The organism is Erythrobacter fulvus (assembly GCF_028595285.1).
GTDB lineage: Bacteria > Pseudomonadota > Alphaproteobacteria > Sphingomonadales > Sphingomonadaceae > Erythrobacter > Erythrobacter fulvus.
This window is the reverse complement of record NZ_JAQQXQ010000009.1, coordinates 1-25,214: the sequence shown is the minus strand read 5'-3', so window position 1 is coordinate 25,214 and position 25,214 is coordinate 1. Positions and strand designations below refer to the sequence as shown.

Annotated in this window: 30 protein-coding genes; 12 read left to right on the top strand and 18 right to left on the bottom strand. The window is 62.4% G+C overall.

Features of this window, described 5'->3' with window-relative positions; all coding sequences use genetic code 11:
- Positions 1–13: 13 nt before the first annotated feature.
- The 6 genes from purU to OIK40_RS11885 form a co-directional block, all read right to left on the bottom strand.
- Entirely contained in the window at positions 14–877 is an 864-nt protein-coding gene (purU, locus tag OIK40_RS11910; RefSeq protein ID WP_273678564.1) for a formyltetrahydrofolate deformylase, read from the bottom strand.
- A gap of 1 nt (position 878) precedes the next feature.
- Complete coding sequence (locus tag OIK40_RS11905; RefSeq protein ID WP_273678563.1) at positions 879–1,892, bottom strand: NAD(P)H-dependent flavin oxidoreductase; 1,014 nt, start codon at positions 1,890–1,892, stop codon at positions 879–881.
- A gap of 11 nt (positions 1,893–1,903) precedes the next feature.
- Positions 1,904–3,088 carry a formate-dependent phosphoribosylglycinamide formyltransferase gene (gene purT / locus OIK40_RS11900; RefSeq protein ID WP_273678562.1) on the bottom strand — a complete coding sequence of 395 codons (1,185 nt, stop codon included), beginning with the start codon at positions 3,086–3,088 and terminating at the stop codon, positions 1,904–1,906.
- 42 nt (positions 3,089–3,130) lie between these two features.
- Positions 3,131–4,051: a GGDEF domain-containing protein gene (locus OIK40_RS11895; protein ID WP_273678561.1), complete on the bottom strand. Its 921-nt coding sequence runs from the start codon at positions 4,049–4,051 to the stop codon at positions 3,131–3,133.
- Between the two features lie 264 nt (positions 4,052–4,315).
- Complete coding sequence (locus OIK40_RS11890; RefSeq protein WP_273678560.1) at positions 4,316–4,990, bottom strand: helix-turn-helix domain-containing protein; 675 nt, start codon at positions 4,988–4,990, stop codon at positions 4,316–4,318.
- Between the two features lie 103 nt (positions 4,991–5,093).
- Positions 5,094–6,365, bottom strand: a complete 1,272-nt coding sequence (locus OIK40_RS11885; protein WP_273678559.1) for an aspartate kinase — start codon at positions 6,363–6,365, stop codon at positions 5,094–5,096.
- Between the two features lie 49 nt (positions 6,366–6,414).
- Between OIK40_RS11885 and ubiG the strand changes: the two genes are divergently transcribed.
- The gene (ubiG, locus tag OIK40_RS11880; RefSeq protein ID WP_273678558.1) at positions 6,415–7,152 is read left to right on the top strand and encodes a bifunctional 2-polyprenyl-6-hydroxyphenol methylase/3-demethylubiquinol 3-O-methyltransferase UbiG; all 738 of its coding nucleotides are present in this window, start codon (positions 6,415–6,417) and stop codon (positions 7,150–7,152) included.
- On the opposite strand, the gene OIK40_RS11875 is transcribed toward ubiG, so the two are convergent.
- The 4 genes from OIK40_RS11875 to OIK40_RS11860 are packed head-to-tail and all read right to left on the bottom strand — an operon-like array spanning position 7,149 to position 9,736.
- On the bottom strand, positions 7,149–8,180 hold the full coding sequence (locus OIK40_RS11875; RefSeq protein ID WP_273678557.1) for a glycerophosphodiester phosphodiesterase family protein: 1,032 nt from the start codon (positions 8,178–8,180) through the stop codon (positions 7,149–7,151). The two genes, ubiG and OIK40_RS11875, sit on opposite strands and share 4 nt — an antisense overlap.
- Positions 8,159–8,509 carry an ArsC family reductase gene (locus OIK40_RS11870; RefSeq protein WP_273678556.1) on the bottom strand — a complete coding sequence of 117 codons (351 nt, stop codon included), beginning with the start codon at positions 8,507–8,509 and terminating at the stop codon, positions 8,159–8,161. The genes OIK40_RS11875 and OIK40_RS11870 overlap by 22 nt, the downstream gene beginning before the upstream one ends.
- A gap of 13 nt (positions 8,510–8,522) precedes the next feature.
- Entirely contained in the window at positions 8,523–8,996 is a 474-nt protein-coding gene (ruvC, locus tag OIK40_RS11865; protein ID WP_273678647.1) for a crossover junction endodeoxyribonuclease RuvC, read from the bottom strand.
- The gene (locus OIK40_RS11860; protein WP_273678555.1) at positions 8,993–9,736 is read right to left on the bottom strand and encodes a YebC/PmpR family DNA-binding transcriptional regulator; all 744 of its coding nucleotides are present in this window, start codon (positions 9,734–9,736) and stop codon (positions 8,993–8,995) included. Before OIK40_RS11860 ends, ruvC begins: the two co-directional genes overlap by 4 nt.
- Between OIK40_RS11860 and OIK40_RS11855 the strand changes: the two genes are divergently transcribed.
- Positions 9,736–10,530, top strand: coding sequence for a CPBP family glutamic-type intramembrane protease (locus OIK40_RS11855; RefSeq protein WP_273678554.1), 795 nt, complete (start codon positions 9,736–9,738; stop codon positions 10,528–10,530). The two genes, OIK40_RS11860 and OIK40_RS11855, sit on opposite strands and share 1 nt — an antisense overlap.
- A gap of 7 nt (positions 10,531–10,537) precedes the next feature.
- Here the strand turns inward: OIK40_RS11855 and OIK40_RS11850 are convergent, their stop codons facing one another.
- The 3 genes from OIK40_RS11850 to OIK40_RS11840 form a co-directional block, all read right to left on the bottom strand.
- A complete protein-coding gene (locus OIK40_RS11850) occupies positions 10,538–10,885 on the bottom strand; it encodes a heavy metal-binding domain-containing protein (protein ID WP_273678553.1) in 348 nt (115 codons plus the stop codon).
- Between the two features lie 79 nt (positions 10,886–10,964).
- Positions 10,965–11,201 (bottom strand): DUF2312 domain-containing protein, encoded by a 237-nt coding sequence (locus tag OIK40_RS11845; protein ID WP_273678552.1) that lies wholly within the window; start codon positions 11,199–11,201, stop codon positions 10,965–10,967.
- 81 nt (positions 11,202–11,282) lie between these two features.
- Positions 11,283–11,594: a DUF1244 domain-containing protein gene (locus tag OIK40_RS11840; protein WP_273678551.1), complete on the bottom strand. Its 312-nt coding sequence runs from the start codon at positions 11,592–11,594 to the stop codon at positions 11,283–11,285.
- Between the two features lie 65 nt (positions 11,595–11,659).
- Here OIK40_RS11840 and pyk point away from each other — a divergent pair, with 65 nt between their 5' ends.
- From pyk to OIK40_RS11815, 5 genes are all read left to right on the top strand, one after another.
- Positions 11,660–13,132, top strand: coding sequence for a pyruvate kinase (gene pyk, locus OIK40_RS11835; RefSeq protein ID WP_273678550.1), 1,473 nt, complete (start codon positions 11,660–11,662; stop codon positions 13,130–13,132).
- A gap of 70 nt (positions 13,133–13,202) precedes the next feature.
- Entirely contained in the window at positions 13,203–13,514 is a 312-nt protein-coding gene (locus tag OIK40_RS11830) for an I78 family peptidase inhibitor (RefSeq protein WP_273678549.1), read from the top strand.
- Positions 13,511–13,900: a RidA family protein gene (locus tag OIK40_RS11825; RefSeq protein ID WP_273678548.1), complete on the top strand. Its 390-nt coding sequence runs from the start codon at positions 13,511–13,513 to the stop codon at positions 13,898–13,900. Before OIK40_RS11830 ends, OIK40_RS11825 begins: the two co-directional genes overlap by 4 nt.
- The gene (locus OIK40_RS11820) at positions 13,900–14,505 is read left to right on the top strand and encodes a DUF1214 domain-containing protein (RefSeq protein ID WP_273678547.1); all 606 of its coding nucleotides are present in this window, start codon (positions 13,900–13,902) and stop codon (positions 14,503–14,505) included. Before OIK40_RS11825 ends, OIK40_RS11820 begins: the two co-directional genes overlap by 1 nt.
- Entirely contained in the window at positions 14,502–15,011 is a 510-nt protein-coding gene (locus tag OIK40_RS11815) for a DUF1254 domain-containing protein (protein WP_273678546.1), read from the top strand. Before OIK40_RS11820 ends, OIK40_RS11815 begins: the two co-directional genes overlap by 4 nt.
- 17 nt (positions 15,012–15,028) lie before the next feature.
- Here the strand turns inward: OIK40_RS11815 and OIK40_RS11810 are convergent, their stop codons facing one another.
- Complete coding sequence (locus tag OIK40_RS11810) at positions 15,029–15,418, bottom strand: hypothetical protein (RefSeq protein ID WP_273678545.1); 390 nt, start codon at positions 15,416–15,418, stop codon at positions 15,029–15,031.
- 126 nt (positions 15,419–15,544) lie between these two features.
- Here OIK40_RS11810 and OIK40_RS11805 point away from each other — a divergent pair, with 126 nt between their 5' ends.
- The 5 genes from OIK40_RS11805 to mmsB all read left to right on the top strand — a co-directional run bounded on the left by OIK40_RS11805 (position 15,545) and on the right by mmsB (position 20,035).
- On the top strand, positions 15,545–16,690 hold the full coding sequence (locus OIK40_RS11805; protein WP_273678544.1) for an acyl-CoA dehydrogenase family protein: 1,146 nt from the start codon (positions 15,545–15,547) through the stop codon (positions 16,688–16,690).
- Between the two features lie 2 nt (positions 16,691–16,692).
- Positions 16,693–17,112 carry a hypothetical protein gene (locus OIK40_RS11800; protein WP_273678543.1) on the top strand — a complete coding sequence of 140 codons (420 nt, stop codon included), beginning with the start codon at positions 16,693–16,695 and terminating at the stop codon, positions 17,110–17,112.
- Positions 17,109–18,164, top strand: coding sequence for an enoyl-CoA hydratase/isomerase family protein (locus OIK40_RS11795; RefSeq protein ID WP_273678542.1), 1,056 nt, complete (start codon positions 17,109–17,111; stop codon positions 18,162–18,164). The genes OIK40_RS11800 and OIK40_RS11795 overlap by 4 nt, the downstream gene beginning before the upstream one ends.
- The gene (locus OIK40_RS11790) at positions 18,161–18,955 is read left to right on the top strand and encodes an enoyl-CoA hydratase-related protein (RefSeq protein WP_273678541.1); all 795 of its coding nucleotides are present in this window, start codon (positions 18,161–18,163) and stop codon (positions 18,953–18,955) included. The genes OIK40_RS11795 and OIK40_RS11790 overlap by 4 nt, the downstream gene beginning before the upstream one ends.
- Before the next feature lie 213 nt (positions 18,956–19,168).
- A complete protein-coding gene (gene mmsB / locus OIK40_RS11785) occupies positions 19,169–20,035 on the top strand; it encodes a 3-hydroxyisobutyrate dehydrogenase (protein WP_273678540.1) in 867 nt (288 codons plus the stop codon).
- A 121-nt stretch (positions 20,036–20,156) separates the two neighbouring features.
- Here the strand turns inward: mmsB and OIK40_RS11780 are convergent, their stop codons facing one another.
- The 4 genes from OIK40_RS11780 to OIK40_RS11765 form a co-directional block, all read right to left on the bottom strand.
- On the bottom strand, positions 20,157–20,909 hold the full coding sequence (locus OIK40_RS11780) for a 3'(2'),5'-bisphosphate nucleotidase CysQ (RefSeq protein ID WP_273678539.1): 753 nt from the start codon (positions 20,907–20,909) through the stop codon (positions 20,157–20,159).
- Positions 20,906–22,819 carry a sulfate adenylyltransferase subunit CysN gene (gene cysN, locus OIK40_RS11775; RefSeq protein WP_273678537.1) on the bottom strand — a complete coding sequence of 638 codons (1,914 nt, stop codon included), beginning with the start codon at positions 22,817–22,819 and terminating at the stop codon, positions 20,906–20,908. The genes OIK40_RS11780 and cysN overlap by 4 nt, the downstream gene beginning before the upstream one ends.
- Positions 22,819–23,721 carry a sulfate adenylyltransferase subunit CysD gene (cysD, locus tag OIK40_RS11770; RefSeq protein ID WP_273678536.1) on the bottom strand — a complete coding sequence of 301 codons (903 nt, stop codon included), beginning with the start codon at positions 23,719–23,721 and terminating at the stop codon, positions 22,819–22,821. Before cysD ends, cysN begins: the two co-directional genes overlap by 1 nt.
- A gap of 278 nt (positions 23,722–23,999) precedes the next feature.
- Entirely contained in the window at positions 24,000–24,413 is a 414-nt protein-coding gene (locus OIK40_RS11765; RefSeq protein WP_273678535.1) for a hypothetical protein, read from the bottom strand.
- Between the last annotated feature and the right edge of the window lie 801 nt (positions 24,414–25,214).

The window sequence follows — 25,214 nt, the reverse complement described above, 5'->3', positions numbered from 1 at the left end:
CTGCGAAAAGCAATCAGCCCCTGAACACCACCGTCCGGTTGCCGTTCATCAGCACGCGTTCCTGCGCGAACAGCCGCACCGCTTCGGCCAGCACACGGCGTTCGATATCACGGCCCTTGCGCACGAGGTCCTCCGGGCTGTCGGCATGGGTGATGCGCTCGACATCCTGATGGATGATCGGGCCTTCATCGAGATCGGCGGTCACGAAATGCGCGGTCGCACCGATGATCTTCACGCCCCGGGCATGGGCCTGATGATAGGGACGCGCACCCTTGAAGCCGGGCAGGAAGGAATGGTGGATGTTGATGCAGCGTCCGGCGAAGTGGGCGGATTGTTCGTCCGAGAATACCTGCATGTAGCGCGCCAGCACCACCAGCTCCGCGTCGGTTTCCGCAGCCAGCGTGCGGAACTGCGCCTCGGCGGCGGGCTTTGTGTCGGGGGTGACGGGGATGTGGTGGAAGGGAATGTCCCCGATTTCCACCCGGATCGCCGCCTCGCGCGGGTGGTTGGAGACGATCGCGACGATGTCGATTGGCAGCTCCCCGGTGCGGCAGCGATAGAGCAGATCGACGAGGCAGTGGTCGAACTTGCTGACCATGATGATGGTGCGGCGCGGACGATCCTCGCGCACCATGGTCCAGTCCATCCCGAATTCGCTTGCTAGCGTGGCGAAATCGGCGCGCAGGCCCTCGCGCGTCGAGCCGTCGGGATCGAACACGACGCGCATGAAGAAGCGATCACCGCCCCCGTTACCGGCCCGGTCGTTGAATTGCTGCGCGTCGAGGATGTTGCACCCGCGCTCGAAGAGGAATCCGGTGACCCGCGCGGTAATGCCGGGCCGGTCGGGACAGGCGAGGGTGAGGATCAGCGGCCCCATGCTAGCGGGCGAGCGCCGCCTCGCACTGGCTCATCAGCTCGGCGATGATGTCGGCGGCAGGTTCTTCCTTGGTGACCATGCCGACCGACTGGCCCGCCATCACGCTGCCGTTCTCGACATCGCCCTCGATCACCGCGCGGCGCAGGGCGCCGGCCCAGAAGTGCTCGATCTGAAGCTGCGCCTCGCCCATGTCGACTTCGCCCGCATCGAGCAGGGCGGCGACTTCGCGCTGCTTGGCGGTGAATTCCTCGGTACCCTTGTTCTTGAGCGCGCGGACGGGGATCACCGGCAAGCGCGGGTCAACCTGCACGCTGGCAATTGCCTCGCGTGCCGAGGCGCGGAAGAAGGCTTTCTTGAAATCGGGGTGGGCGATGCTTTCGCTCGCGCAGGCAAAGCGCGTGCCGAGCTGCACGCCCGCCGCACCCATTTCGAGGTAGCTCGCAATCGCCTCGCCCCGGCCGATGCCGCCGGCGACAAAGATCAGGTGCTCGTCGGCAAGCGCGGGCAGGATTTCCTGCGCCAGCACCGAGGTGGAGACCGGGCCGATATGCCCACCCGCTTCCATTCCCTCGATTACCAGCGCATCTGCGCCCGAGCGCAGCAGCTTCTTGGCGAGCGCCAGCGTGGGCGCAAAGCAGATCACCTTGATGCCGCTGTCATCGGCCTTGATTGCTTCGACCGAACCCTTCGGCGGGATGCCGCCCGCCAGCACCACGTGGGTTACGCCATGCTTGCGACACACCGCGATTAGATCGAACAGCGCGGGGTGCATGGTGATGAGGTTCACACCGAATGGCTTCGCCGTCAGCGCCTTGGTCGCGGCAATCTCGGTGTCGAGCAATTCGGGCGTCATCGCCCCGCAGGCGATCACGCCGAAGCCGCCCGCATTGGAGATGGCGGCGACAAGGTTGCGCTCCGACACCCAGCTCATCGCGCCGCACAGGATCGCGGTGTCGCAGCCGAGGAAATCAGTGCCGCGCTGCATCAGGGCAGCGGTGTGGGGATAGGTTGTCATGGCGGCGGCGCTTAGTCGGCTTCGGACGAATAGACAATCCGCACGGCATTCGCGGCCTGTTTTGCCAATTCCACCGCCGATCCCGCATCATGGGCGCGGGCGAGGGCGACACCCATGCGGCGATAGGGACGGGTGACGGGCTTCCCGAAAATGCGCACGTCGGTGTCACCCAGCGCCAGCGCATCGGCCAGCCCCTCGAAGGCAAAGTCCTCGCTCTCCCGGTCAGCGAGGATCACGGCGGAGGCGGCGGGGCGGGCAGCGATGGTCTCCGGCACTGGCAGGCCGAGGATCGCGCGGGCGTGGAGATCGAATTCGGTCAGATCCTGCGAGGCGAGCGTCACCATGCCGGTATCGTGCGGGCGTGGGGAGAGTTCGGAGAAGATTACCTCCTCGCCCTTTACAAAGAACTCGACGCCATAGAGCCCCCAGCCCCGTCCGCCACCCTGCAACGCCATGACGACCTTGGCGGCCATGTCCTGGGCCTTGGCGAGGGCCGAAGTGGACATGGCGGCCGGCTGCCAGCTTTCGCGGTAGTCGCCGCGCTCCTGCCGGTGGCCGATCGGGGGGCAGAAGGAAATGCCGCCCGCGTGGCGCACTGTAAGAAGAGTAATTTCATAATCGAAGGCGATGAACTGCTCGCAGATCACCCGCGCGCGGTCGCCGCGCATGTTAGCGACGGCATATTCCCACGCGGCCTCCAGCGCCTCCGGCCCGTCGACCTTGCTCTGGCCCTTGCCCGATGAGGACATGACCGGCTTCATCACCAGCGGATAGCCGATGCGCGCGGCGATGGTCTGCGCCTCGGCAAAGCTTTCGGCATAGCCATATTGCGAGGTTACGAGGCCCAGCTCGCCCGCCGCCAGATCGCGGATCGCATCGCGGTTCATGGTCAGCTGCGCGGCGCGGGCGGAGGGCACCACCGTGAAGGCTTCCGCTTCCAGTTCGGCCAGCATCTCGGTGCGGATTGCCTCGATCTCGGGGACGATCAGGTCGGGCTGATGCTTGATCACTGCCGCGCGCAAGGCCACGCCGTCGAGCATTGAGAAAACTTCGCGCGTGTCAGCGAGCTGCATCGCGGGCGCATCGTCGTAGGAATCACAGGCGATCACCCTTGCACCGAGGCGCTTGGCGGCTATCGTGAATTCTCGTCCGAGTTCGCCCGAACCGAGCAGCAGGATGGTGGCAATATGGCTCATCTGGCCGGTTTAGCTGCCCTGCGCGCCAAGTCTAGCGGCACGTCAGGCCGCTCGGCGATGCCCTGCTACGGCAACCTGACGTCCGCCGCCGGCGCGCGCCAAGACGAGGCCCAGTTCCGCCTCGCGCATTGTCCAGTCAACGGTGTATTCGACCCGGGCCAGCCCCGCGCTGGCGGAAAGCTGCGGCGCTTTGGCCGACACAGGTGTGGCCAATGTCGAGAATGTCTGCACCACATCCTCGGCCCATTCGCGCGCCGTTCGCGATGTCATTTCCGGCAGCAATACGCCGAAACGTTCGCCGTCGAGTTGTGCCAGTTCGTGTCCCGGCAGGGCCATGGTTTCGAGGAATTTGGCAAAGCCCCATACCACTTCGTCGGCCGTGCGCTGGCCATAGCGCAGCAGCAATGCGCGCATTCCGTCGACCGCGAACACGCCGACGATCTGCCCGCCTCCGCCCGCAAGATGCCGTCGCAGGCTCGCGCAGAAAGCCTGACGATTGGCCAGCCCGGTCAGCGGATCGGTGACTGCCCGATTATGCAGCTCGCCTTCAAGCAGGCGCACTTGCTGGACCGAACGCATCAGGCATAGTGCGCCGTCGATATTGCCCATGTTGTCGATCATCGGTCGCAGGCTGAGCGCGTGCCAACGCTGGCATTGCGTCTCGCGGCAGGTATCGCGTTCGGCGCAGGTGATAACGGGAAATTCTACCCAGCCACTGCGGGTCCGCCCTTCGAGCACGGCGCTGACATGTTCGCCGAGAAAAGCGGCATGGTCAGCTTCGGCCAGATCGGTGATGTGCGGAAGCAGCAATGCAGAGGAGAAATCGAAGCCCAGTTCGGTGATATTCGAGGATGCGTGGAGGATAAATCCGCGCTGGTCGATCCTCAGAACGATATCGCCGGAAGTCTCTTCAAGAAGGCCGTGCAGAACTCGACCCTCGACGTCACTCAGACCAATTTTCATACCGACAGCGCCCCCGCGGTTTAACGATAAATTCGCCAACTCGCATTAGTCGGATTTACTTGGTAACTAACAAATCACATTCAGGAACAACATTTCCCCTGTTTTTCCTGAATGTGATCGTATTTTGGTTAGTTATGTAAGTTTATTCGACTAAAAAACGAATCACATCCAAGTTTCGTTTACCATAATTTTCAATATGTGGAGCAATTGCGTGCGAATTTCGCGAAGCAATTATCCATCTCTATCTGAAGGCTGGCGGCTTTATTAGAGTTCGATCATGATACGAACGGCATTTGGCGATGCGCCGCAAGCGATGGCGATGCGGGTACGGCAATCGTCGATCAAGCCGTTGAGATCGACATCGCCCTCGTTCGACCCGGCCAGATCCTCGGTCGCTGCGCCCAGTGCGTCGGCAATCGCCTCCATCCGTTCGGGCAGAGGACGGGCCTTGCCCTTTTCCCATGCCCACACGGTCGGTTTGCTGACCCCCAGCCTTGCCGCGACGTCAGCAAGGGTAAGGCCGGCTTCGCGTCGCAAGCGGGCGAGCCGCAACCCGAGCGTTTCGGCCGGGTTGGCCATCGGTGTGGGTCTGGCTGGTTGAGTGACTTCGCTGACCGGGAGCCCCTTGAGCTGGGCTGCGGCCAGCGCGCCCGCGTTCAGTGGCTGGGAAAAGGCACAGCCATATAGTCGATCGCTGCGCCAGATGATCCGGGCGAATACCTGGCCTGCGGCCGGCAGGTCGATCGCAAGCTCCTCGCCTACTGCGACCTCCAGCCCTGTCTCGATCAATAGTCCCGTGGCCGAGATATTGTGAATGACAACATTGCTCTCGCCGCTTCCCGGCAATGCTCCGCTGGTTTCCAGCCGCAATGATCTGCGGTGGGCGCTGCGCTGGCTTTCGCGGGCGACAGACTGATCGAGATGGGCCCTGATTGCCATGGGGTGCGACTCCGAATGCTCTGCGTTGAGCAGCGAGAGTCCGGCCCCAAGGGTTAAGCAGTGGTCACCGATAATGGTTAATGTCGATAAAGCGGGCTGCCTGTCAGCTAACTGCGTCGAGCCCGTAGGCTGTGTGCAGAACGCGCACCGCAAGCTCGGTCTCGTCCTCGTCGATCATGACGCTGATCTTGATTTCCGAGGTCGAGATCGCCTGGATGTTGATGCCGCGATCGGACAGCGCCCGGAACATTGTGCTCGCAACCCCGGCGTGGCTCTTCATGCCGACGCCAACGACGCTGATCTTGGCGATCTTACTGTCTGTAATGATACGGTTGAAACCGATTTCGCTGCGGCGGTCCTCAAGCAGCGCCTGCGCGCGGGCGAGGTCGGACTGCGGGACGGTGAAGGTCACGTCCGTTTCGCCCTTGTCGCGCCCGACGTTCTGGATGATCATGTCGACATTGATGCTGGCAGCCGCCAGCGGCTCGAAGATGTTGGCCACTGCGCCAGGGCGGTCGGGCACGCGGGTGAGGATGATCTTGGCCTCGTTCTTGTCGTGCGCAATACCTGTTACAAGCTGGCGTTCCATCAGGCCCTTCTCCACCAATTCGTCCATTTCCTCGTCCGAGACGATCATCGTTCCCGGCAGATCATCGGCGGGCGGTGCGCCTTCGCCGATGAAGCTCGACAATACCTGCACCCGGACGCCTTCCTTCATTGCGAGGCCGACCGAGCGGGTCTGAAGCACCTTTGCGCCCACGGATGCCAGTTCGAGCATTTCCTCGTAGGTCACCGCCTTCTGCTTGCGCGCTTTGGCGACGATGCGCGGGTCGGTGGTGTAGACCCCGTCAACATCGGTGTAGATGTCGCAACGGTCCGCCTTGATCGCGGCCGCGACCGCCACCGCCGAGGTGTCCGAACCCCCGCGCCCGAGCGTCGTGACACGGCCATCCTCCGAAATGCCCTGAAAGCCCGGGATCACTGCGATCTCGCCAGCTTCCAGCGCCTCAATCAGGCCGGGTGCATCGATCGTATCGATGCGCGCCTTGGCGTGGGCTTCGATCGTCTTGATCGGCAATTGCCAGCCGAGCCAGCTGCGCGCCTTGCAGCCGAGCGCCTGTAGGGTGAGCGCGAGCAGCCCGCTGGTCACCTGTTCTCCGCTTGCGACGACCACGTCATATTCGGCCGGATCGTAAAGCGGGTTGGCCTCGCGACAGAAATTCACGAGCCGGTCGGTCTCGCCCGCCATCGCGCTGACGACCACCGCGACCTGATCGCCTTTCGCGGCTTGCGCACGCACGATATTTGCGACGCGGCGGATGCGCTCCGTCCCGGCCATCGAGGTTCCGCCGAATTTCATCACGATCCGGGCCAAAGTTCAGCTCCCGCTGGTGAGTGTTCGCGGGCGCTGTTAAGGGGCGTTCATGGGAAACGCAAACGTATCGAATGTAACTATCCGGCCCGAGGAAGCCGATTTCTTCGCCCAGCTGGCGCATAACTGGTGGGATGCGAAAGGGCCGATGGCGAGCCTGCATCAGGTCAACCCGGTGAGACTGGCATTCATTCGGGACGCGATCGACGCGCATTGGCCGGAGGCGGCGCGGGCGGCGAGGCCGCTGATGGGCAAGGCCGCGCTCGACATCGGCTGCGGGGCGGGGCTGCTGTGTGAACCGCTTGCCCGTCTCGGTGCGGGGGTGACCGGCGTTGATGCTGCGCCCGAAAATGTCGCGGCCGCGGCTGCCCATGCGGAAGGCGTGGGGCTCGATATCCGTTACATGGCGGGCGAGGTGGGAAGACTCGATATCGGCACGTTCGATCTGGTGACTTGTGTCGAGGTGATCGAGCACGTGGCCGACAAGCCCGCCTTCCTGCGTGACGTTGCAGCGCGGCTGGCACCCGATGGCCTGCTGGTCATGTCCACCCCCAACCGCACTGCGGCAAGCCGGGTGCTGCTGGTCGGCGCTGCCGAAGCGGTGGGCTATGTTCCCAAGGGCACCCACCATTGGCAGGACTTCGTCACCCCCGATGAACTGGAAGCGCTGCTGGCAGAGGTCGGATTGACGGTAACGGCCAAGCGCGGGATCGCGTGGCGGCCGGGCAAGGGCCTGCACCTGTCCGATGACGAATCGATCAATTACATCCTGAGCGCGAAGCGGGCCTAGGGGCAGCTGCGTCCCGCCAGCGGCCCATCGCTGAATATGCCCGCAACCCCCGCGGCCTTGAGCAGCGCCGCCAGCTTCACATCACCGCAGCCCTTGCCTTTGGGGTCGCTACCTGTCCGAAGCATAACCGGTAGAAACTCGTTTTCCGGCCTCACAGTCCACGCATGAACCACCATCCCTACCGCCTTCGCGTCCGCGACCAGGCTGGTCGGGGTGCCATCTGGATTGAGAGCCATGCCAATATGCGCGCCTATCGCGTCGGCATAGGTTGCCACCTCTGTCAGTCCGGTTGGCGTGACCATCTCGGCATAGCGCATGCCTGGCTCGTCCGCCGGGCCGCCGATCGGCTCGACAAGCTGCACCAGCTTGAAGCCACCGCCGCGCTGCTTGAGGCGTTGCAAGGGCGCGATTTCGAAGCTTTGAACGAATACGGGGTCTTGCGGCGTGATTCCGAGCTGGCGGAACTCGCGCAGCAGCAGGTCCACCATGTCGATCCCGGCATCCTGCAGCAGGAAGGTGGGATGCTTGATTTCGGGATAAAGCCCGATGCGTCGCCCTGTTTCGGCCTCCTTGGCACGCACCAGCTTCACGATTTCGCTGAATGTCGGCACCTGGTATAACCCGTCGAAACGCGCATTGGCCGGTCGCACCGAGGGGATGCGCTCTTTGGCCCGCAGCGTGCGCAGTTCGGCGAGCGTGAAGTCCTCGGCAAACCAGCCAGCGACGCGCTGACCATCGATGATCTTGTCCCGGCGACGATCCTCGAACTCTTCACGCGATGCGACATCGGTGGTGCCGGACAGTTCGTTTTCGTGTCGCGCGACCAGAACCAGATCCTTCGTCGCGACCAGATCGGGTTCGATATAATCCGCACCCTGATCGATAGCGCGCTCGTAAGCGGCAAGGGTGTGTTCGGGGCGTTCGGCGCTGGCGCCGCGGTGGGCGATGACCAGCAAGCCGTTGTCTGCTGCGGCAGCGGGCACCGGAGAAAGCGCCAGAAGCGCGATCAGAGCAAGGCTGCGGACCATTCTTCTTCCTTGAAACCGACCAGCAACCCGCGCGGATGCTCGGCAATCGGGCGCTTTATGATGCTCGGCTGCTGGACCAGCAAAGCGACAGCCGTGTGACTTTCTGCGACGGACTGTTTTTCGTTGTCCGAAAGTTTGCGGAAGGTCGTGCCCTTGCGATTCACCACCGTGTCGAGACCCGCAGCGGTGATCCAAGCGGCCAGCTTTTCCGGATCGGCACCTTCCTTCTTGTAGTCGTGGAAAGTGTAATCGATGCCCTGCTTGTCCAGCCAGACGCGCGCCTTCTTGACCGTGTCGCAATTGGGAATGCCGTAAAGATGGATGGTCATTTCATGCTCCGCATCAGAATTTCGGACCCAGATGTGCGTCCGCAATTGCCACGGCCAGTGCGTCGGCGGCGTCGGGCCCTGAAATGGTGATGCCCGGTAGCAACACCTTCATCATCGCCGCTACCTGCGCCTTTTCCGCCGCGCCGGTGCCGGTAACGGCTTTCTTGACCAGCCGCGCGGCGTGCTCGTTCACCGCAATACTCGCGGCGCCGCAGGCGGCCAGCACGGCGCCTCGCGCCTGTGCCAGCTTCAGCGTCGATTGCGGGTTCTTGTTGACGAAGATTTCCTCTGCCGCGGCACGGGCAGGGCGGTATTCAGCGATTACCATCGCCAGCCCGGCCTGCAAGGTGGCCAACCGGTCGGCCATTGATGTGGCCGCATCGGTCTTGATCTGACCATTGGCCACATGCGCGATTCGCGCGCCCTCGCTGCGGATCACGCCCCAGCCGGTGGACGAAAGTGACGGATCGAGGCCGAGGATGATCAGCCCAGCTTCTCCACCACCTCGTCGGAGATCTCGTAATTGCCCCAAACGGTCTGCACGTCATCATCGTCGTCGAGCGTATCGATGAGCTTCATCAAGGTGGTTGCGGTGGCCTCGTCCACGTCGACCGTCAGAGAGGGCTTCCACGCAAGCTTGACGTTGTCCGCCGCACCCAGCGCCGCTTCAAGCGCGCTGGCGACACCATGCAGAGCATCGGCAGCGGTCCAGATGGTGTGGCCGTCGTACGATGATTCGACATCGTCCGCTCCTGCTTCGATCGCGGCTTCGAGCACCTTTTCCTCGTCGCCCACCTCAGCCTTGTATTCGATCAGACCGCGCCGCTCGAAGCCGTGGCTGACCGAGCCTTCCGAGCCGAGGTTGCCGCCGTTCTTGCTGAAAGCGGTGCGGACATTGGTGGCGGTACGGTTGCGGTTGTCGGTCAGCGCCTCGACGATGAGCGCAACGCCTCCCGGGCCGTAGCCTTCGTAGCGTACTTCGACATAATCCTCGCCGCCCGCTGATGCCGCCTTGTCGATCGCGCGCTGGATATTGTCCTTGGGCATCGACTGGGCCTTGGCCGCGTTGACCGCGAGGCGCAGGCGCGGGTTCATGTCGGGATCGGGCAGACCCATCTTGGCCGCCACGGTGATCTCGCGGCTCAGCTTGGAAAACATAGCTGAGCGTTTCTTGTCCTGCGCACCCTTGCGGTGCATGATGTTCTTGAACTTGGAATGGCCTGCCATTGGACGAACTTCACCGGGATGTTGGAAAACTGAGCGCGGGCCTTACTCCGAGCGTGAAGGCGGATGCAAGGCCGCTCGTTGCAGACGATTTGACCGTGCGCGAACGGGTGGCCGACGCTGCGCGTTTCATGATCCGCCCGACCTTTGTCGATGGGACTCTGCCATGGGGTCGGGCAATGCTGATTGCATTGCTTACGGTTTTCGCTTTCGATCTGGTGCTCGATACGCTGGTTGGGGAGGTGACGGCGCTGCTCGATTCGGGCACCGGATTTCTTCCCGAGCCGATCGAACAGGATGCTTCATTGGCAGAGGATCTGTTCGGCTATCTTCTTTTGGCGCCGGTGCTCGAGGAGCTTGTCTATCGCGGCTGGCTTACGGGGCGCATCGCTGCGCTGCGCTTTGCGCTTTACGGTTTTGCCGCCGAGGCGATTTTCATCGGGACGCTGTTTGTGAGCGCCGACATAGCGATGCCGCTGGCGCTGGCAGGGGTCGGCTTGGTGCTGTTCGGGCTTGTTCACTGGAGCCTCACCCGTGATCGCGACACGACAGTGCCCGAATGGTTCACGCGCCATTTTCGCTGGTTCGTGTGGGGCAGTTCGCTTTTGTTCGGCCTGATGCACCTCGGCAATTACGAGGCACTGACGAGCCCGCTCGGTGTGTTCGTCGTTCTGCCGCAGACAATCGGCGGCCTGCTGCTGGCCTATACCCGCACAAGGATGGGCTTGCGCGCGGCAATGATGCACCACGCGGCCTATAATGCGATATTTCTGGCCGTTGATTATGGCTGGTGGTGAGATCCGATCAGATCCGGACGGCCGTCCCGCTGGCCGAAACCATCAGCATCGAGCCGTTCGCGCCGATCACTTCGTAGTCGAGGTCGATGCCGACCACCGCATTGCCGCCGAGCGATGCCGCGTCGGCCTGCAATTCCTCGATCGCCTGCTTGCGGGCATCAGCGAGGATGCGTTCATAAGAACCCGAGCGTCCGCCGACGATATCGCGGATGTTGGCGAAAAGATCTCGGAACAGGTTGGCGCCGACGATCACCTCGCCGGTGACGATGCCGCAATATTCCTGAATTGGGTGGCCTTCGATGGTCGGCGTGGTGGTGACGATCACACCGCGCGCATCTTTCCATGGTCCGGACATTGGGTTTCTCCTCGTGCTGTCTTATTTCCATAACACAGCACGAGGGAAATTCAACGAAAGCCGGTGGGTATGCGCGAAATCACGCCATGCCGAGTGCCGCCTTGTAAGTCTCGAGCACCATTTCCTGCTCACTGCGGTCGTCGGGCTTCATCTTCCGAAGACGTACGATCTGGCGCATGATCTTCGGATCGTAGCCCACTGCCTTGGCTTCCATGTAGACGTCACGGATGTCGTCGGCGATGCCCTTCTTTTCCTCTTCAAGGCGTTCGATGCGCTCGATCAGAAGGCGCAGGCGGTCGTCGGTGGTTTCGGCCATGGGGGTCTCCATCGGTAAAGTGAGAATCGGTTGGCGGGTGCGATAGCCAGCCCCTTGCGCCGATTGAACCGCCCGCGAAAATTATTCCTGTGCGTTCTTCGCGATACTTGCCTGCATCCGGGCCAGCTGTTCCTCCGTGGCAGGTGTCTGGCGCGTCGCCTTCCATTCCGCGCTCGGCATCCCGTGGATCAATGCGCGCGCTTCCTCCTTGTCGCCGGGAAAGCCAGCGTCACGGATCCAGTCGGAAAGGCAGTTGCGGCAGAACCCGGCAAGTCCCATCAAATCAATGTTCTGCGCATCGTGGCGATGCCTCAGATGGCGCACCAGCCGGCGGAAGGCGGCTGCTGCCTGCGCATCGTCGAGACTGTCGAGCGGATCGGCATTGCTATTCATCGCGGCTTTTCCTTGAGTTGAAGAATTGGTGTGCCATAGGCCAGCGCAACGAGGGATAGCCAAAAATGACACGACGCGAGCAGCCAAGGATCGACCCGCGCGGTCGCAAGGTCAAGATTCTCGCCACTATCGGCCCGGCCAGCCGTTCGCCCGAGATGCTGGCCAAGCTGGTACGGGCCGGTGCCGACGCATTCCGACTCAACATGAGCCACGGGTCGCACGAGGATCACGAGGCCGCGATCCTCGCGATCCGCGCGCTAGAGAAGCAATTTGGCAAGCCGATAGCGATCCTCGCCGATTTGCAGGGGCCGAAGTTGCGCGTCGGAACCTTCAAGGATGGTCAGGCCGTGATCCGCCATTCGGGCCACTTCGTGCTCGATCGCGACGACACGCCGGGCGACGAAAATCGCGTTTGCCTGCCGCACCCTGAACTGTTCGGCATCATGGAGCGCGGCCAGCGCCTTTTGATCAACGATGGCAAAATCCGTCTGAAGGTGCTGGAGGCTGACGAGAACCGCATACTGTGTAGCGCCGAAGTCGGCGGTGTTATCTCCGATCGCAAGGGCGTAAACGTTCCCGATGCCGAAGTGCCGATCCCGGCGCTGACTGAAAAGGACCGTCGCGACCTCGCCTTCGCCACCGAGCACGGGGCGGACTGGATTGCGCTGTCTTTTGTCCAGCGGCCCGAAGATATCGCCGAGGCGCGCAAGCTTATCGGAAGTCGCGGCACCGCGCTGTGTGCCAAGATCGAGAAGCCGCAAGCTGTCCACCGCCTCGATGCGATCATCGAACTCGCCGACGGCATCATGGTTGCGCGCGGGGACCTTGGTGTAGAGCTCGAGCCTTTCGAGGTGCCGCCGCTCCAGAAGAAAATCGTCGCCACTGCACGCCGCGCGGGCAAGCCGGTAATCGTGGCGACCCAGATGCTGGAAAGCATGATCGAGGCTCCGACCCCGACCCGCGCCGAAGTCTCCGACGTTGCCAATGCGGTCTATGACGGGGCGGACGCGGTGATGCTGTCGGCTGAAAGCGCGGCCGGGGCGTGGCCCGAAGAATCGGTGGCCATGATGGACCGCATTGCCGTGCAGGTCGAAGGCGATGACGGCTACAAGGAGCGCGTGCGTTTCCTCGACACGCCGCCCGATGCGACAACCTCCGACGCGCTGGCCCACGCCTGCATGACTATCGCAGACACCGTTCCGATCAGCGCGATCACGGTTTTCACCTCCTCCGGCTCGACCGCGCGGCGGGTCGCGCGCGAACGGCCCGGCACGCCGATGCTGGTGCTGACCCCGTCGATCCGCACTGCGCGGCGGCTGGCGCTGTTGTGGGGGACGCATGCTGTGGCGACCAAGGATATCGGCAGCTTTGAGGAAATGATCGGCAAGGGCCGGCGCATGGCGCTGCGCCATGGCTTTGCGCAAGGCGGAGCCAAGCTGATCGTGCTTGCCGGTGTGCCCTTTGGAACGCCGGGTGCGACCAACCTTTTGCATGTCGTCACCGTTACCGGCGACGAACTCGACAAGCACAAGGGCTAGTTTGCCCGATGGGTGCCTGATAACCTCAGTGCGCGCCGGAACAATCCGGCGTTTGCCAAGGGAGGATGGCATGAAGCAGACGATGATCGGACTGGCCGCAATCGGGCTGGCGGGCTGTGCAACGAATGGCGGTTATGCAGCCCCGGAGGCCGCTGCCCCAAATGGCGGCGCGATGGCCAGGATGTGCGATGCGGGGACAGTGCAGTCTTATGTCGGCAGCAAAGCCGATGCGACAATCGGCGCGGCGATCCTGACGGAAAGCGGCGCACGCACGCTTCGCTGGGGACCGCCAAACGCTGCCTGGACGATGGACTACCGGCAGGATCGGGTAAACGTCCAGTATGATGCGGCCATGACCATCGAACAGATCACCTGCGGATGACCGGGCGGGTTCGCGCAACATCCGGTTCGCCTTTCGAAGCGACTTTCGGTTTTGCTCGAGCCGTTCGTGACGGCAACCGGATTATCGTCGCAGGCACGGGTCCGGTGGAGCCCGATGGTTCGACCACGCCGGGCGGTGCGACAGAGCAGGCGGTGCGGTGCTGTGCGATCATAGTTGCGGCGATCGAGGAACTGGGCGGAACCGCGACGGATGTCGTGCGAACGCGCATGCTGCTGACCGATCCGAATGATCAGGACGCGGTCGGGGCTGTGCATGCGCGCTTCTTCGGTGCGGCCCGTCCGGCAGCGACCATGGCGGGCGTGGCATGGCTGTGCCGTCCGGAATGGAAGGTCGAGATCGAAGCAGAGGCTGTGGTTCGGGGTTGATGCGGCAGGTTGTTGCATATCTGGTCGCGATACTGACGGGCTGCGCGATCGGCTTTGGCAGCGCGGTGGCGATGGCGGGGTTGTGGCCGGGCTCAAGCGCCCTTGCCTTCGGCGACGTCAACGTAAACGATTGGCGAAGCGATTTCGCGATCGGCTCCGAGGCCGCCGATCCTTATACCCGCGCCCGTGTTGCGCGTCACGGACTGCTGGCGCTCGCGAGGAGCGAGGCGGTTTATTTCACCCGGGCGACTGACGATGACGGCCAACCTCTGCGCGAGGCCTGCATCTATCGCCTCTCTGGCGGAACCATGCCGGCCGGCTGGTGGTCAGTCACATTATACGACGCGCGCAGCATGCTGCCGAACAATAAGGATGGTGCGCTAAGTATCGATGCCGGTCGTGCGGGGGGAGGGGAATGGGAGGCCATAATTTCCCCTGAGAAGCCTGCGGGCACGGCGCATTGGATTTCGAGCCGTAAGGCTGGGACTTTCGATCTCACCTTGCGCCTCTACATGCCCGATCCCGCAGTGCTGGAGGCGCCGGCCAATTCGCTCATTCCACCCCGCATCGAGCGGCAGAGTTGCACGGACAGGGCGCGCACATGAGGCGCTGGGTCGGCCCGCTTGCTGCATTGCTAGGCTGTGCGGTCGCCGTGCATCTGGCCGTGCTGCATTTCGCCCCTGGTTTCATCATGGGCCGGGCAATGGATGCGCTTGCCGCGCGCGGCGTGGCGCTCCATCGCTTCACCGCTCCACAGCGGATCAACCCTCAGACGCAGAGCGTTGTGCGCTCCTCGCCCGATCTCTACTATGCGCTGTGCCGTTTTGACCTCGCAAATCCCGAAGCGCGGGTTGAGGTGCACATGGGTGGCTGGCCGAATTACCAATCACTGTCGTTTTTCGACGCGCGGACGGATAACTTCGCCACCTTGCGGGGCATTGGAAAAGATGTGACGGTCGCCTTGCTGCCACCGGGGAGCAGGGCGGGTGCTGGGGAAATCGTCAGCCCGACGACCAAGGGTGTCGTCCTGGTCCGCCGCCTCGCACCCGACGAGCAGCGGTTCGCGGCCGCTACCCGCGCCGGGATGCATGACAGTTGCAGCCTTGAATAAGCGGTCTGAAGCAACGCTTAGTCCAGCGCCTCTGGAGGGATGGCGAGCCGTGCTGAGACCAGCGCGATAAGGGCTTCGAGATCGGGCAGGGCATCAATTTCCGCCGCGCTTACCAACACCTTCGGCGGATTATCTTTCTGTGCCACCAGGATCGCAGGCAAGGTGATGATCTGGCTAGGATAGGCCTGCGCGAAATCGTCGCGGTGGTGGAATACCTTGCCGTGCGGCAGGCGAAGAAGAAACCGCCGCCAGCGGCCGTGCATCGCTACATAACCATAGGTCAGCGCGCATAGAGAGCAGGGATAGGTCGAAGGTCGCGCCGCCTTCCATACTGCGTCCTTGAGCGCGTTCAGCCAGCCACCATCGGCATTGTAGACGAGGATCAGGCGACTTTCAGGCTGGATCATGTACCCAGATACGCAAGTGGCAAGGTCCGGGGTTACGAAAATCGCACGCCGCCTAGCAAAAATCCTCACACCGCATGGCAGCGCCAGCCTTTTCCAACCCAGCAAAGCCCGTTAGAGGCCTTGGCCATGCACGGACAATTCCAACTCACCGACGATCAGCTCGCGATCCGCGAGGTCGCCCAGCGGTTTACCGCCGACAACATCACTCCCAACGCCGCCGAGTGGGATGAGAAGCATATTTTCCCGCGCGAGGTGATCCAGCGCAGCGCCGAACTCGGTTTTGGCGCGATCTACGTGTCCGAGGAATCGGGCGGGATCGGGCTTGGCCGGCTCGAGGCGGCGCTGATCATGGAAGCGATGGCCTATGGCTGCCCTTCGACCAGTGCCTTCATTTCGATCCACAACATGGCCGCGTGGATGATCGACCGTTTTGGCGGCGAGGCGGTGAAGGCCAGGTATCTGCCCAGCCTCGTCACCATGGACAAGATCGCGAGCTACTGCCTGACGGAACCCGGCTCGGGTTCGGACGCGGCAGCGCTAAAAACCACCGCGCGACGCGACGGGGATGACTACGTGCTCAACGGCACCAAGCAGTTCATCTCGGGCGCGGGCGCTAACGAGATCTATGTCGCGATGGTGCGTACCGGTGAGGACGGGCCGAAGGGCATTTCCTGCATTGTAATCGAAAAGGACATGCCCGGCGTCAGCTTCGGTGCACAGGAGAAGAAGCTCGGCTGGCATTCGCAGCCGACCGCACAGCTGATCCTCGAGGACGTGCGCGTGCCGGCGGAGAACCTCGTCGGCGCAGAGGGCGAGGGCTTCCGCATCGCGATGATGGGGCTGGACGGCGGGCGGCTCAATATCGGCGCCTGTTCGCTGGGCGGGGCGCAAAGGTGCTTGGACGAAGCGATCCAGTACACCAAAGACCGCAAGCAGTTCGGCCAGGCGGTCGCCGAGTTCCAGAACACCCAGTTCATGCTCGCCGACATGGCGACCGATCTGGAGGCCGCGCGCGCGCTGCTCTATCTCGCGGCGGCGAAGGTGACCGACAATGCGCCCGACAAGACGCGCTTTTCAGCCATGGCAAAGCGGCTGGCGACCGACAATGGCAGCGCCGTGGTCGACCGCGCGCTCCAGCTGTTCGGCGGCTATGGCTACCTACAGGATTACCCGATCGAACGCTTCTGGCGCGACCTCCGGGTGCACTCGATCCTCGAAGGCACCAACCAGATCATGCGCATGGTCGTAGGCCGGGACCTGCTGCGCCAGTGAGGGTGCTAACGATCCTGTTTGCCTATGCCTGCGCGGCTCTGGTCGCGCCATTGCTCATGTTCGCTTATGGTGCAGCAATCGAGGGCTTTTCATCGGCTGTCACTGCAAACGAAACATTCTTGTTTACTAGCCTGTTCGCATCTGTGTCGGCAGTCTACGCTTTGCCCGTCGCATTGCCGATCATTGGCTTTACGGAGTTTCGCAAGCGCGGCGAATGGAAGGTTTTCGCGCTTGCTGGTCTGGGGCTTGGCGTCGTCATGGCCGCGCTTTTCACCGAGCTTCCCTTTAGTTGGCAGAACCTCGGCTACTCCATCTTTTTTGTCCCGATCGTGTTTGCCTGCGTCATGACCTACTGGGCCGTGGCATGGAAATGGCTTCCTCCAAAGGCGGTGACCCAATTGCAATTCGAGATGACCCAATGACCGACGACGTCCTCATTTCCACCAACGGCCCGATCGGCCACATCAGCCTCAACCGGCCCAAGGCGCTGCACGCGCTGACGCTGGAGATGTGCCACGCGATGAGTGCGGCCCTGACTGAATGGGCAAACGATGACAACATCAAGGCGGTGATCCTCGATCATGCCGAAGGGCGCGGTTTCTGCGCCGGGGGCGACATCGCCTTCCTGCGCAACTCCGCCCTGAACGACGACGGGGTATCGGGGCGCAAGTTCTTTCACGACGAATACCAGCTCAACCACCAGATGTTCACCTACGAAAAGCCGATCGTGGCTTTCATGGACGGCATCACGATGGGTGGCGGCGTGGGCATCTCGCAGCCCGCGAAGTTCCGCGTAGCGACCGAGAACACCCGCTTTGCGATGCCGGAAACCGGCATTGGCCTGTTTCCCGACGTGGGCGGCGGCTGGCATCTTTCGCGCCTCGGACGGCGGCTCGGGCAGTTCCTCGCGCTTACCGGCGCGCGGCTCGACGGCTCGGAGTGTCTATGGACGGGGCTGGCGACGCATTACGTGCCGCACGAAATGCTCGAGGATATCAAGGCGCGCATCTACGATCATCCTGACCGGATCGCGGGCATCCTGTCCGAACCGGTCGGCACCCCGCCCAAGGCGCGGATCGAGGCCAATGCGGACAAGATCGCCAAGCATTTCGCCTCCGATGCCTATGAAGATATCCTCGCCAGCCTTGAAGCCGCTGCCGAGGCCGGCGACGACTGGGCGATGAAGGAGCGCGACACGCTCGGCACCAAGAGCCCGCAGACCTGCAAGGTCGCGCTGCGCCAGCTCGCAGAGAGCGCACAGCTTACCGATTTCGCCGACAATATGCGGATGGAATATCGCATCGCCAGCCGGGTGCTGACCCGTCCCGACTTTGCGGAAGGTGTGCGTGCCGTGATCGTCGATAAAACCAATGATCCCAAGTGGGACCCGGCCACCCCGGAAGAGGTAACTGAAGATCTGCTCGACAGCATCTTCGCACCCCTGCCCGCCGATGAGGAATGGAAGCCCCTATGACCTATGAAACGATCACCGCCGAAACCGATGCCCGCGGTACGAAAGGCGTCACGCTGCTCACGATCAACCGCCCGCAGGCGCTGAACGCGCTCAATTCCAAGGTTCTGGAAGAACTGATCGACGCCTTCGCCGCCTACCAGGCCGATAGCACGCAGCTTTGCGCGATCCTGACCGGCAGCGGCGACAAGGCGTTCGCGGCGGGCGCGGACATCAAGGAAATGAGCGAGAAGCCGGCGGCGGATTTCTATCTCGACGATTTTTTCGGCCCCTGGACGTCGGAGATCGTCAAGAAGACCCGCAAGCCCTGGATTGCCGCGGTGAACGGCTTTGCGCTCGGCGGCGGGTGCGAGCTGGCGATGATGGCGGACTTCATTATCGCGTCCGACAAGGCGAAGTTCGGCCAGCCCGAGATCAAACTCGGCGTCGCGCCCGGCATGGGGGGCTCGCAGCGGCTGACCCGCGCGATCGGCAAGTCGAAGTCGATGGAAATGTGCCTCACGGGGCGGATGATGGATGCGGTAGAGGCCGAGCGCAGCAATCTGGTCGCGCGCGTGGTGCCACATGAGGAACTCATCGCCGAGACGCTCAAGACCGCAGCAACCATCGCCGCGATGCCGCCGATGGCGACCATCGCCAACAAGGAGATGGTGAACTCGGCCTTCGAAATGACGCTCGATCAGGGCCTGATCGTCGAGCGCCGGATCTTCCAGATCCTCACCGCGAGCGAAGACAGGTCGGAAGGCATGGCGGCGTTTATCGAAAAGCGCGAAGGACAGTGGAAGGGGCGGTAATCTCCGCAATTTGGGCAGTGATCTGGCTGGCTTCTTTGATCTACGTGCTTAGGTCTTGGCGCCAGTGGGCCAAGCGGGGGAGGGCCATGCCGCAGCGGTTAGAGCATAGGCACCGCATGGCCATCCATGGCAGCTTCGGGATGTGTTCGGTTGGTGCACTGGGGCTCCTGATGTTCGGGCTCGTGGGTGCAATGAGCTGATACGGAGAGTGACATGAAAATCGCCTTTATTGGCCTCGGCAACATGGGTGGCGGGATGGCCGCCAACCTGGTCAAGGCCGGCCACGAAGTCCGCGCCTTCGACCTCTCCGAACCTGCGCTTGCAGCCGCACGTGAAGCGGGTTGCCAGACCTTCGGCACGGCTAGAGAAGCTTGCGCCACCGCCGAAGCGGTCGTCTCGATGCTGCCCAACGGCCAGATCGTGAAGAAGGTTTATTGGGACGAGGTGATCGGCCACGCCCCTGAAGGTGCGATCCTGCTCGACTGCTCCACCATCGATGTCGCTACCGCGCGTGAGGTGATCTCTGTGACCGAACAGCATGGCTACGAGATGGTCGATGCGCCTGTGTCGGGCGGGATCGCAGCCGCAGCTGGCGGGACGCTCACCTTCATGGTCGGCGGTTCGGACGAGGCTTTTGCCCGCGCCAAGCCGATACTTGATGCGATGGGCAAGGCGGTGATCCATGCGGGCGGTCCGGGCAACGGACAAGCGGCCAAGATCTGCAACAACATGCTGCTGGCCATCCACATGATCGGCACCTGCGAGGCTTTTGCAATGGCCGAGAAGCTCGGCCTTGATCCGCAGACCTTCTACGATATTTCCAGCGTGTCGTCCGGCCAGTGCTGGTCGATGACGTCCTATTGCCCCGTCCCCGGCGTCGGCCCGGTAACGCCGGCAGACAATGATTATCAGGGCGGTTTCGCTGCCGGGCTGATGCTGAAAGACCTTCGGTTGGCGATGGAGGCCGCGCAGAATGCGGGCGCTACCGTCGCCCTGGGCGAACACGCCAAGGCGATTTACGAGGCCTTTGCCAAGGACAACGCGGGCACCGATTTTTCGGGCATCATTCGCAGTCTTTAGGCGACGGAGAGTAGACCGTCGCGGTCGGGTACTAAGGCCGGTGTACGCGTCGGTTGGCGCCCAGCGCCTGCGTGCAGCGGGGATCGATGTGCGCGGGCTGATGGACTTCGAAGGCGACTGATCAGGCGAGGCGCGCCACCGCGCCCAGCACCCTGTCTGCCCATTCCGGCCGGCAGATCAGCAGATCGGGCATGAAGGTGTCCGCGCGGTTATAGACCAGCGGCGACCCGTCGATGCGCGAACAATGCAGCCCGTGCGCCCGCGCCACCGCTACCGGTGCGCAGCTGTCCCATTCGTGCTGTCCGCCGGAGTGGAGATAGACCTCTGCCTCCCCCGTCACCACCGCCATCGCCTTGGCTCCGGCACTGCCCATCGGCACCAGCGTCCCGCCGAGCGCGGCGGCGACCGCTTCGGCCTCTTTGGCGGGCCGGGTGCGGCTGACCACGAAGCGCGGATGTTCTTCGGCTGCCTTCAGCGCCAAGGGCCGGTCCGATCGCAGCACGACGCCGCCATCCAGCCCCGGCAGCGCCACCGCGCCGATGCTCGCCACGCCGTCCAAAGCCAGCCCGACATGCACCGCCCAGTCGGCCCGTGCCTCGCCATATTCGCGGGTGCCGTCGACCGGATCGATAATCCACACCCGGCGCTTGCCCAGCCGTTTGGCGTTGTCCTTTTCCTCTTCGGAAAGCAGCCCGTCATCGGGTCGCGCCGCGCGGATCGCTTCGCACAGCAGGCGGTTCGCGGCTTCATCGCCGGCCTGGCCCAACGCCTTGCCCGTCAGCCCGCTCCGCTCGCGAACGTCGATCAACAGCTGCCCTGCTTCGGCAGCCAGCGCCGCCGCCAGTGCGGCATCGTCGAGTTCGGCAAGGGTCATTTGAGCGGCATGATCTGTTCGATGATGTAGCGTGCCGCCTGTTCGGGGGTCATGTCCACCGTGTTGACGCGGATTTCCGGATGTTCCGGCGGTTCATAGGGGCTGTCGATCCCCGTGAAGTTCTTGAGCTGGCCCGAACGCGCCTTCTTGTAGAGCCCCTTCACGTCGCGCGCCTCGGCTACGCTTAGCGGCGTATCGACGAAGATTTCGATGAATTCGCCTTCGGGCAGCATCTCGCGCACCATCTGCCGCTCGGCGCGGAACGGGCTGATGAATGCGGTGAGCACGATCAGGCCCGCATCCGCCATTAGCTTTGCCACCTCGCCCACACGGCGGATATTCTCGATCCGGTCGGCCTCGGTAAAGCCGAGATCGCGGTTGAGGCCGTGGCGCACATTGTCCCCGTCGAGCAGGAAGGTGTGGCGGTTCATCAGGTGAAGCTGCTGCTCCACCGCGTTGGCAATGGTCGACTTGCCGCTGCCCGAAAGCCCGGTGAACCACAGCACCCGCGGCGTCTGGTTCTTCATGCCTGCATGATCCGCGCGGGTGATCGCAGTCGGCTGCCAATGGATGTTGTCGGCCCGGCGCAGGCTGAAGGCGATCATGCCCGCCGCGACGGTGGCATTGGTGAACTTGTCGATCAGGATGAACCCACCAAGCTGGCGGTTGGTGTCATAGGGTTCGAAAGTGATCGGGCGATCGGTAGCGAATTCGGCCACGCCGATGCTGTTCAGCCCCAATGTCTTGGCTGCCAGATGCTCGCGGCTGTTGACGTCGATTTCGTATTCGGGGGCTTGGATCGTCGCGGTGACGGTCTGCGTGCCAAGTTTGAGCCAGTAGCCGCGCCCGGGCTTCAGCGCTTCCTCGTCCATCCATACGAAGGTGGCGCGGAACTGGTCGGATGCCTGCGGCGGATCGCCTGCGGCGGCGATCACGTCCCCGCGGCTGCAATCGACTTCGTCGGCGAGTGCAAGGGTGACGGACTGGCCGGCGACAGCTTCTTCAATGTCGCCGTCAAAGGTGACGATGCGGCTGACCGTGCTGGTCTTGCCCGAGGGCACGATCCGCACCGGATCGCCGACCCGCACGGTGCCGCTGGCGATCAGGCCCGCAAAGCCGCGGAAGTCGAGATTGGGGCGGTTGACCCACTGCACCGGCATGCGGAACGATTGGGTCTGTGCTGCGGCATTATCGACCTCGACACCCTCGAGATGCGCGATCAACGCCGGCCCGTCGTACCATGGCGTGCTCGCTGAAGGGGCAGCGGTGATGTTGTCGCCCTTGAAGCCCGAGATCGGGATGGCGGTGAAGTCGGCAATCCCGATAGCTTCGGCAAAGGCGCGGTAATCTGCAACGATCGCATCGAAGGTCGCACGGTCATAGCCGACCAGATCCATCTTGTTCACCGCCAGCACCACGTGACGGATGCCGAGCAGGTGGACGAGCCACGAATGCCGCCGCGTCTGTTGCAGCACGCCCTTTCGCGCATCGACGAGGATCACCGCGAGGTCTGCGGTCGACGCACCGGTGACCATGTTGCGGGTATATTGTTCGTGCCCTGGCGTGTCGGCGACGATGAACTTGCGCTTCTCCGTGGTGAAGAAGCGATACGCGACGTCGATGGTGATGCCCTGTTCACGCTCGGCGGCGAGGCCATCGACCAGCAGCGCAAAGTCGATCTCCTCGCCCTGCGTGCCGTGGCGCTTGCTGTCGTTTTCGAGCGCGGCGAGCTGATCCTCGAAGATCATCTTCGAATCGTAGAGCAGCCGCCCGATCAGCGTCGATTTGCCGTCGTCCACGCTGCCGCAGGTGATGAAACGCAGCAGGCTCTTGTGCTGGTGCCGGTGGAGATAGGCGTCGATGTCCTCGGCGATCAGCGCATCGGTTGTGAAGGAGGGGGGCGTGTTCATCAGAAATACCCCTCCTGCTTCTTGTCTTCCATGCTGGCCGATTGGCCCTTGTCGATCGCGCGGCCCTGGCGTTCGGAGCTGGTGGCGAGCAGCATTTCCTGGATGATGTGGCTCATTTCGGTGGCCTCGCTCACCGTCGCGCCGGTTAGCGGGTAGCAACCCAGTGTGCGGAAGCGGACAGAGCGCATCACCGGCTGCTCGCCCTGCTCGAGCCGGAAGCGCTCGTCATCGACGACAAGGATCATGCCGTCGCGCTCCACCGTCGGGCGCGGCTGGGAGAAGTAGAGCGGCACGATGTCGATGTTTTCCAGCGCGATATATTGCCAGATGTCGAGCTCGGTCCAGTTCGACAGGGGGAAGACGCGGATGCTTTCGCCCTTGTTCTTCTTGGCGTTGTAGAGGTTCCACAGCTCGGGCCGCTGGTTCTTGGGGTCCCAGCGGTGCGCGGCCGTGCGGAAGGAAAAGATGCGCTCCTTGGCGCGCGCCTTTTCCTCGTCGCGTCGCCCGCCACCAAAGGCCGCGTCGAAACCATGCGCGGTCAGCGCGCGTTTCAGGGGATCGGTCAACTGCGCCTGCGAATAGAGCGCGCTGCCGGTGTCGAAGGGATTGATGCCCTGTTCCTCGGCGTCTTCGTTTTCGGCAATGATCAGGCGCAGGCCGTATTCGCGCACCGTGCGGTCGCGGTGGGCGATAAGGTCCTGAAAGTCCCACCCGCTTGCCACGTGCAGCATCGGGAAAGGCGGCGGCGAGGGGTAAAAGGCCTTGCGCGCCAGATGCAGCATGACCGAGCTGTCCTTGCCCACGGAATAGAGCATGACGGGGTTTTCCGCCTCGGCCACGACCTCGCGGAAGATATGGATGCTTTCGGCTTCGAGCCGTTCGAGATGGGTGAGAGAACGCATGAAACCGGCTGCTACACGTTCGGGTCCTAGCGACAACTAAATATGTCGTTGATGCCGGGTGTTCCGGCTATTGGCCGCTCTGTTTGGACTATTTCGACCGAGAGAGGCTGACCCATCCATGCTGGCCTACTTCATCAGCCACGGATTCTTTCGCCCAAGGCGTGCACAGCGCAATCCGAATTCGTGACAGAGGGAAATTCCTCGGCAAGTCGGAACGGCCGAAAACCGCTCTGAGCCGTCTCTCTCTACGATAAGTAATCCAGCAGCCGCGCAATCGTCTAAGATTGTCGCCTCGTGGCTTCCATATGCCTTCGCAGTTCGATGCTTGCTGACTTGCGGATTTCATTGATCTGCGCTTGGAACATTCTTGAAATTTTTTGTTCTGTTTCGTCAGCAATAGTGAAAATGCCATTCTGGCTTGTGAGCATCTTCCTTTCAACGAGAAGGTTGATCCATCTTTTCGTGGTTGCAAGACCTAAGCCAATGGTACTTGCCACACCCTCTGAAGTGCAGGCTACCCCCTTGCGATGAGCGATGAATGCACAAAGAAGAATATCCCAGCCTGGCTCTCCAAAGATATCTTTATCAAGGACAAGGTAGCGAGCCAACCTCTGAAACAAGATGGTCTCTGCTTGATGGAGTAAAGAATCGTAGACTTTGTCATCACCCGTAAGATTTGAAGACATCGGCATGACCGCCTAATTCACTTTGTTCTGGGGTGCGCTCTCGCAAGTGACATCGGCACGCACCAAGTCTATCGCGTGTGAAATATAAATTCCCACAAAAGGCATTTTCAGATCATCTGCTTGCCGGAGGCAAACATCGAGCTCCCGCAAGAGTTTATGTTTTTGAGCTCGATGAGGCATTGGTCTCCCCTGATTCTTAGCGAGGCAAATCCCTTGGATGGGGCCGGGATGTTGGTTCGCAGTCTTATTTTTCCGCGAAAATAGCCACCTTTCACGTTTTTGCAATGGATTGCAGTGGTGGTGTGTAAGCGGGTCGGGGAAGTTTCAGGCCAAAAATAGGAATCGCGATTTTCGACCTGTTTTGAGGTAGATGGTTGACGAAAGGCCCTGTGCTGCTTCAGCCCGCTGTCCAGTCGGGGGAGGACAATCAGCGAGCACTCCCGAACTGGCATTTCGATATCCCGCGACTCAGGTTATTGGCCATCCCCGGGAGGCTGTTGAACGCAAAATCGCTGGCAAATCGCCACATTCTCGGTTGCTGTCCCCTTGACGGATATTCGTGCCGTCGGTGCATGGCGTATCGCGCCAGGTTTTCTGATCAGTCATTTGTGGGGCCACAATCAGCAAACCAGGAGCCAGGCTTCTTTCTACCTAATCTAACGCAACGACGAAATTACCACATTCCGGTGATCTGCCCCCTTCTGAGTGGCCCAATTTCTATTTTAGAATTGGTCACGAAGGAGGAATGGAATGGCAAGGAAGCACAGGCCGGAAGAGATCATCGGCAAGCTGCGTGAAGCGGAGATC

What these genes read in the sequence shown, in the direction of transcription:
- purU (WP_273678564.1), bottom strand. Translation starts at nt 877, where the DNA reads ATGGGGCCGCTGATCCTCACCCTCGCCTGTCCCGACCGGCCCGGCATT.
- OIK40_RS11905 (WP_273678563.1), bottom strand. Translation starts at nt 1,892, where the DNA reads ATGACAACCTATCCCCACACCGCTGCCCTGATGCAGCGCGGCACTGAT.
- purT (WP_273678562.1), bottom strand. Translation starts at nt 3,088, where the DNA reads ATGAGCCATATTGCCACCATCCTGCTGCTCGGTTCGGGCGAACTCGGA.
- OIK40_RS11895 (WP_273678561.1), bottom strand. Translation starts at nt 4,051, where the DNA reads ATGAAAATTGGTCTGAGTGACGTCGAGGGTCGAGTTCTGCACGGCCTT.
- OIK40_RS11890 (WP_273678560.1), bottom strand. Translation starts at nt 4,990, where the DNA reads ATGGCAATCAGGGCCCATCTCGATCAGTCTGTCGCCCGCGAAAGCCAG.
- ubiG (WP_273678558.1), top strand. Translation starts at nt 6,415, where the DNA reads ATGGGAAACGCAAACGTATCGAATGTAACTATCCGGCCCGAGGAAGCC.
- OIK40_RS11875 (WP_273678557.1), bottom strand. Translation starts at nt 8,180, where the DNA reads ATGGTCCGCAGCCTTGCTCTGATCGCGCTTCTGGCGCTTTCTCCGGTG.
- OIK40_RS11870 (WP_273678556.1), bottom strand. Translation starts at nt 8,509, where the DNA reads ATGACCATCCATCTTTACGGCATTCCCAATTGCGACACGGTCAAGAAG.
- OIK40_RS11860 (WP_273678555.1), bottom strand. Translation starts at nt 9,736, where the DNA reads ATGGCAGGCCATTCCAAGTTCAAGAACATCATGCACCGCAAGGGTGCG.
- OIK40_RS11850 (WP_273678553.1), bottom strand. Translation starts at nt 10,885, where the DNA reads ATGTCCGGACCATGGAAAGATGCGCGCGGTGTGATCGTCACCACCACG.
- OIK40_RS11845 (WP_273678552.1), bottom strand. Translation starts at nt 11,201, where the DNA reads ATGGCCGAAACCACCGACGACCGCCTGCGCCTTCTGATCGAGCGCATC.
- OIK40_RS11840 (WP_273678551.1), bottom strand. Translation starts at nt 11,594, where the DNA reads ATGAATAGCAATGCCGATCCGCTCGACAGTCTCGACGATGCGCAGGCA.
- pyk (WP_273678550.1), top strand. Translation starts at nt 11,660, where the DNA reads ATGACACGACGCGAGCAGCCAAGGATCGACCCGCGCGGTCGCAAGGTC.
- OIK40_RS11830 (WP_273678549.1), top strand. Translation starts at nt 13,203, where the DNA reads ATGAAGCAGACGATGATCGGACTGGCCGCAATCGGGCTGGCGGGCTGT.
- OIK40_RS11825 (WP_273678548.1), top strand. Translation starts at nt 13,511, where the DNA reads ATGACCGGGCGGGTTCGCGCAACATCCGGTTCGCCTTTCGAAGCGACT.
- OIK40_RS11820 (WP_273678547.1), top strand. Translation starts at nt 13,900, where the DNA reads ATGCGGCAGGTTGTTGCATATCTGGTCGCGATACTGACGGGCTGCGCG.
- OIK40_RS11815 (WP_273678546.1), top strand. Translation starts at nt 14,502, where the DNA reads ATGAGGCGCTGGGTCGGCCCGCTTGCTGCATTGCTAGGCTGTGCGGTC.
- OIK40_RS11810 (WP_273678545.1), bottom strand. Translation starts at nt 15,418, where the DNA reads ATGATCCAGCCTGAAAGTCGCCTGATCCTCGTCTACAATGCCGATGGT.
- OIK40_RS11805 (WP_273678544.1), top strand. Translation starts at nt 15,545, where the DNA reads ATGCACGGACAATTCCAACTCACCGACGATCAGCTCGCGATCCGCGAG.
- OIK40_RS11795 (WP_273678542.1), top strand. Translation starts at nt 17,109, where the DNA reads ATGACCGACGACGTCCTCATTTCCACCAACGGCCCGATCGGCCACATC.
- OIK40_RS11790 (WP_273678541.1), top strand. Translation starts at nt 18,161, where the DNA reads ATGACCTATGAAACGATCACCGCCGAAACCGATGCCCGCGGTACGAAA.
- mmsB (WP_273678540.1), top strand. Translation starts at nt 19,169, where the DNA reads ATGAAAATCGCCTTTATTGGCCTCGGCAACATGGGTGGCGGGATGGCC.
- OIK40_RS11780 (WP_273678539.1), bottom strand. Translation starts at nt 20,909, where the DNA reads ATGACCCTTGCCGAACTCGACGATGCCGCACTGGCGGCGGCGCTGGCT.
- cysN (WP_273678537.1), bottom strand. Translation starts at nt 22,819, where the DNA reads ATGAACACGCCCCCCTCCTTCACAACCGATGCGCTGATCGCCGAGGAC.
- cysD (WP_273678536.1), bottom strand. Translation starts at nt 23,721, where the DNA reads ATGCGTTCTCTCACCCATCTCGAACGGCTCGAAGCCGAAAGCATCCAT.
- OIK40_RS11765 (WP_273678535.1), bottom strand. Translation starts at nt 24,413, where the DNA reads ATGCCGATGTCTTCAAATCTTACGGGTGATGACAAAGTCTACGATTCT.